A 6,000-nucleotide genomic window follows, 5' to 3' on the forward strand; every position below is an offset into this window, starting at 1 on the left:
TGTCGACGCAGCTTTCACGCACTCAAACGTCAGGAGCTTCAGCGGATGAACAACGACACGGTGGGACCAAAGTCCGACGACGATTCCGGGGCTGAACCGAGCGGCTCCAACACCATCCCACCGAGGGGCCCGGAGCGCGAACCGAAGAGGACGGTCACACTGCCGGGAGGCCGTCGAACTGCACTCGCAATCACGGGAACGGCACTGGTGGTGGGCGGTTTCGTGGCCTGGCTCGGGTACACGGCATACGAGGCGAAAGACAACCTTGAAGCAGCTCGCGACCATGCACAATCGGCGAAGAGTGCACTTCTGGCCGGGGATACCGGGGTCGCAGAGTCCACCGCGGCGGAAGCCGATCGAAATGCATCCGCAGCGTACGACAACACCCATTCACTCCCCTGGAACATCGCCGCCGCAATTCCGGTCATCGGGTCGCCCTTCGACACGACGCGTCAGATGACCGAGGTCGTTCAGGGACTCACGCGTGACGTTCTCGGTCCCGCTGTCACTGTCGGAACTTCACTCGCACCAACGGAATTGGTCCAGCCTGGTGGACGCTTGGCACTCGCACCGTTACGCGAAGCGGAACCGAAATTGGACGAAACAGCTATCGCCGCGGAATTGCTGTCGTCGCAGGCACAGGAAGTTCGCGAATCAAAGTACCTGGGCCGAGTTAACGATGCCAGAGCAGAATTGCAGTCGCAGACAAGCGAACTGGCTACCCTCCTGACGAACACCGCCACCGCGGCGCGCATCGCACCGGCGATGCTCGGCACCGACGGACCGCGGAATTACTTCATCGGTTTCCAGACCAATGCCGAAGCCCGAGGAACCGGCGGTCTATTGGGTGGATACGGCATCGTCCGAGTCGACAACGGCGCCGCTCGGGTGGACACGCTCTCCCCCAACTCCGAACTAACACTGGACAATCAACCGATAGACCTTGGTCCTGACTTCAACCAGCTGTACGGAAACAGTCGCCCGACCACCGATTCTCGCAACAGCAACCTCAGCTCGCACTTTCCCTACGCAGCGCAGATCTGGCAGTCCCTGTGGTCACAGGAGTCCGGGGGTGAGATGGTCGACGGTGCGATAGCGACCGATCCGATCGCCCTGAGTTACATCCTCGAAGCGGTAGGACCGATCAAGATGCCCGACGGAGAGTCGGTCACCGCCGACAACGTCGTGGAACTGACCGAGTCGACTGCGTACGCTCGCTTCCCTTCCGACAACAAGGCACGAAAGCAGTATCTGCAGACAATCGCAGCTCGTGTCGTGGAGAAGATGACCGGGAACATCAAGTCGCCGAGCGCACTGCTGGAAGCTCTGGGCAAGGGCGTCAGCGAGGGCAGAATCGCCGTGTGGAGCTCTCACCCCGACGAACAATCGGTTCTCGCCGACACCGTCCTCGGGCACACCATTCCCGATGATGCCGCTCCGTACGCCGGTGTGGTGATCAACAACCAAGCCGGCAACAAGCTCGACTACTACCTCACACGAGAAATCGACTACACAGCCCAGACGTGCACCGGCGACACCCGAAAGACAGCGGTCACCGTTCGACTGACAAACAACGCGCCCGACGCCGACCTGACCGAATATGTCAGCGGGATCGTCGACAACCCCGGACGACTACCCAAGGGCACCAACGTGGCTGCAGTCACACTACTGGCAACGACCGGCGCCAAACTCGACGCAGTCTCCGTGGGCGGGCAGATTTCGTTTGCCGTCAACGGAACCGAACAGGGCCACCCGGCATTCATGACAAGGGCCGTCATTCCGCGAGGGCAGACCGTTGAGCTGAAGTTCGATCTGACCGAGCCAACAGCCGAGGGCGAAGCCCGTGTCCCTGTCCAGCCGCTGGTCGACGAGCCGAAGATCACGGTCGACGTGCCTACCTGCTGAGCCTGACCGGCAAACGTCGACGGATCCCCCTGTTGTGTCGGCGTTTGCCGTCGCGTGAACTTTCAAGAGATTTGAAACTTTGGCAAAGGCTAGCCTATGCTTCCTGACGCGCCTGGAACCGGCCGTCGGCTGCGATCCGTCGGAGTCTCACTCCTCGGCGCATCGACAACGGAAGGTTCCCCATGCGATACGCCCGTGTGCGCTCACTTCGCCGAACTGTGGCCCTGAGCGGATTGGTCATTGCCGCCCTGGTAATCGGCGGATGCAGTAACAACGACACCGCAACCGAATCGAGCAGCAGCGACTTCGAAACCGTCACCATCGAAAGTGCGCTCGGAAACGCCGTCATCACCGAAAAGCCCGAGCGAATCGTGACTCTCGGCATGGGGTCGGCGGAGACCGTGATCGCGCTCGGCACGATCCCCGTCGGCGTCGAAAAGTACGCATGGGGCAGCGACGACACCGGATATCTGCCGTGGGTGCACGAAGCGGTCACGAAGCAGGGTGGCGAACTGCCAGAGCAGTTCACCGGCGGCACCGACCTCAACATCGAAGCGATCATCGCCCTCGAGCCCGACCTGATCCTCGCCCCCTGGTCCGGCATCACCCAGCAGCAGTTCGACTCACTGAATGCGTTCGCGCCGACCGTCGCCTACGCCGAGAGTCCGTGGACCATCACGTGGGAAGACCAGATCAACGTCATCGGCAAAGCCATGGGCGAATCCGAGAAGGCGACAGCCGAAATCGACAAGATCAAGTCGCAGTTCGCGGAATCGACTGCAGCACATCCGAACTACGCCGACGTCAGCTTCTCCTTCATCTACAACACGGGCCCAGGAACCCTCGGCGTCTTCTTCGCCGAAGAGCAGCGCGTGGCCATGGTCCGCGCACTCGGCTTGCAGGTGGATCCCGTCGTCTACACCTTGACGGAATCTGAAGGAACAGACTCCGCCGTCATCGGCCTCGAGAACGCAAACCTCCTCGACAAGTCCGACCTGCTCTTCACCTTCTACTCGGACCCGGCCAATCGGGCCGAGATCGAAGCGCAGCCCGCCTACAAGGCCATCCCCGCTGTGGCTCGGGGAACTGTCATCGCTCCGACCGAGCAGCCCTTCGTCACCGGTTCCTCGATGATCAACCCTCTGACTGTGCCCTGGTCGCTCGAGCGCTACGTGCCGATGATCGACGAGGCAATCGCAAAGCTGAACAAGTGATGTAGATCAGCATCGCGCGATCGAGAAGCCCGCGTCCTATTCGGATGCGGGCTTCTTGCCGTCGCGTTGGGCTTTGAATCGCATCCACTCGCTACTCAACATTCGATTGTCGATGATCCACCCCATGTAGTCGCGCATGTTGAGGACACGAATGTAGGCGGGGCCGTTGGGATTTGCGTACTGCAGTGCTTCAGTCGCGAGTTTGCGTTGATTCTCGAGATACACGTGCTCTGTTTCGAGGAATCCGCCCCACACGTCGGAATCCATGACGTAGTAGTGAGTCCGATCCCGAGGCTTGCGCGTGAGCTTGACGAACCCCCGGTCGATCAACCGGCGAATGTAAGTGGACACCGATCCGCGACTGGCGCCCAGTGCCTGCGCCAACTCTTCGGCACTGACCCCTGGCGACTCGCTGATCAACAAATAGCCCGCAATGCGTCCCTCGATGCGAGCTCCACCACCGGACTGCCAGTACACGGAGAACTGGTCAATGAACCACGTGGAGAAGTCGTCACCGCGAGCAGGGCTGGCATCGCCCATTCGTTGAGCCTCCGACGTCACTCGACAACAAGAACATTGACTTCCGATTCTGCCAGCTGATGCCTACACCCACGCATTCCGCGTCGCCGCAGGGTCGCCCGAGAAGTCGTGCGCTGTGAAGTCGGCACACGTCACCGTCGTCGCCGACCCATTCGGCTCGCGGACTTGGACGACCATCGAGCTCACCGAATCACCAAGAGGCGAAGCCTGAATGGCCCGGGCGGTCAACGAAGCCGAGTCGCGCGGGTCGGTATCCACGACGCACAGATCGAGGCGGACATTTCGCGATTCACTATCGAACGACCCGCCGCCGACTGTCAATCCAGTAGGTAACTCGGATGCTCGTGAGCGCAGTGCGTCAGCCAATGCCGCCTCCACAATGGGGTCGCCTGGGCACTCTGAACCTGCAGAAAGACCACCGACTGGTGTCTCCCGCGAGGGTGACGATTGCTCCAAATCGACTGTGCATCCCACGAGCCCGATCGAGGAAGCCATGCCTACTACGCAAATCAACAGACGCCACCGACCAATTTCTCCTGCCATTCGCGACACGGTAACCGAGACGCGTCCACTACTACCGCGAAATCACCAGCCCTGGAGTCGTTGCGATGAACTCGAGCTGTTCGATCGTCAAAGGCGACGCCGATGTGGAGCCAGCCGATGTCACGAACTGGGTCACCACTACTGTTTCGCCGGAGGGGTGAACAACCCGGACCGTGTCATCGCCCGAGCCATCGGGATCGACCAGGCGAGTCACCGTGGTGGCGTTGGGCAACGTCAGGATCGCGCCTGGTTCCGGGACGGCCGTACCAATCGATATCTCGACATCACCGCGGCCGTCCGATGTCGAGACGACGATTCGTTCGCACGCCCCTCCCCGTCCGTAGTCATCCGGAACCAGCGAACCGAGCGAGCGTTCCAAAGTGACCTCTTCTGCGCCGAGATCCTTCCAACGTGCATCGAGCAACTGATTCAGTCGGTCGATATCCATGCGCGTCGCAGGTGGACCGGCATTCACGGAATCGGTGTAGCAGGATGCCATCGGTGGCGGCGTCGAGTCTGGGACCGGCTCAGTCACAGCGAGCCCGGGCGCTGTCGCGACCGCGATCAGTTCGTCCATCGTCAAAAGCAGACCACTATCCGTCGAAGTGCCGGTCGACGTGTCGATGCTCGCAACAACTCTGGATCCGTCACCGAGATACGCGACTACACCGCGCTCGCCCCCGACTTCCGAACCGTCTTTGTCTTCGAAATCTGCTCTGTCCTCGAAATCTGCGATGTCGAGTACCGTTCCGTTCGCGAGATACTCCCGCCGATCCACCAGCCCCTCCAGGCACGGTGGCACCGGCTGATCCCATGCACGAACCTGAACCGAGATATCCGCAGTCCGCCCGACGCGAGTCAAGGTTCCCTTCGCCGACGTCGAACCGCTGAACTCGATCGGGTCGACCCCGTCGGGAAACGAAACGCCTCGGTAATTCTGGATCGGCGCGAACTCGAGCGATTTCGATGGACTCGCAAATGCAACGTCGACATCGGAAGGCAACGATTCGAGTAGTGCGTCGCTCATGGCGGTGGCCTTCGGTCCCGAGAACCATGGATAGTCCGGGTCGTCATAACCGGGCTCACCGGTAAAACCGTAGTTGATTCGCACCGGCGGACCTGGCGATTCCACCGACTCGCAGCCGGGAATCGACGTGCCCGTGCCCTCGTTCGTCACCGCTGCGACAACAGTTCCCAATGCGACGATCGAGACGATCACCAGCCCGTCGCGCCAGGTCCATTGCTCGCGGCGACGGTTCGACTCGTGTGCGGTGCGCCCAGACATTTCTCGATCATTGCCTACGACAACAACTACGTCGCTATCCGACATACCCGCTGAGGTCGTAGATCGTGGAATTTCCCACCGTTGTCGACGAGAAATTCGCTCCGACCCATTCCTGAATAGCACTCGACGTACTGTCCCCGCCTTGGCTGTCTTTCGGGCTTCCGCCCTGGCCACTGGCGATGTAGTAGTGGATCTCGCCGTCTGCCACGTACTCGATGAACTGGTCCAGCGTCGGTGCGGGATCAGAACTCCAACCGCCGATCGCCATCACCGCAGTATCGCTGGCCAACTCGTAGGTTGCTGCGCTTTGCGATCCGTTGGTCGCGGCCGACCACGTGGTGCCCGCATTGACCAACATTGCCGTCAACTCGGAAGTACTTTCGCTACCACTGCTTGTTCCTGGCCCACTCGTTGTTCCTGGCCCACTCGCCGTCGGATTACTGCTCGCGTCATCAGAGTTCGGCAGAGCCCCACCGTCTCCCTGCCCTTGGTCCCCACCCATGCCTCCTCCCC

The 6,000-nt window shown here is 61.0% G+C and carries 4 protein-coding genes and 1 pseudogene; 2 read left to right on the plus strand and 3 right to left on the minus strand.

From position 1 onward, the window contains the following. The first annotated feature begins 45 nt into the window (after nucleotides 1-45). Nucleotides 46-1,905: a DUF4012 domain-containing protein gene (locus ABX74_RS25205; protein ID WP_047889947.1), complete on the plus strand. Its 1,860-nt coding sequence runs from the start codon at nucleotides 46-48 to the stop codon at nucleotides 1,903-1,905. Between the two features lie 182 nt (nucleotides 1,906-2,087). Further along, complete coding sequence (locus tag ABX74_RS25210; RefSeq protein WP_047889948.1) at nucleotides 2,088-3,119, plus strand: iron-siderophore ABC transporter substrate-binding protein; 1,032 nt, start codon at nucleotides 2,088-2,090, stop codon at nucleotides 3,117-3,119. Nucleotides 3,120-3,155: 36 nt separating this feature from the next. On the opposite strand, the gene ABX74_RS25215 is transcribed toward ABX74_RS25210, so the two are convergent. From ABX74_RS25215 to ABX74_RS25230, 3 genes and pseudogenes are all read right to left on the minus strand, one after another. Next, entirely contained in the window at nucleotides 3,156-3,659 is a 504-nt protein-coding gene (locus ABX74_RS25215) for a GbsR/MarR family transcriptional regulator (RefSeq protein ID WP_020908019.1), read from the minus strand. Nucleotides 3,660-4,233: 574 nt separating this feature from the next. Continuing rightward, on the minus strand, nucleotides 4,234-5,487 hold the full coding sequence (locus ABX74_RS25225; RefSeq protein WP_047889949.1) for a hypothetical protein: 1,254 nt from the start codon (nucleotides 5,485-5,487) through the stop codon (nucleotides 4,234-4,236). 34 nt (nucleotides 5,488-5,521) lie between these two features. Continuing rightward, nucleotides 5,522-6,000, minus strand: a pseudogene (locus tag ABX74_RS25230) (glycosyl transferase); the annotation flags it as partial.

Origin of the sequence: Rhodococcus sp. ARP2 (assembly GCF_001029585.1) — a bacterium.
In the GTDB taxonomy this organism is placed as follows: domain Bacteria; phylum Actinomycetota; class Actinomycetes; order Mycobacteriales; family Mycobacteriaceae; genus Rhodococcus_F; species Rhodococcus_F erythropolis.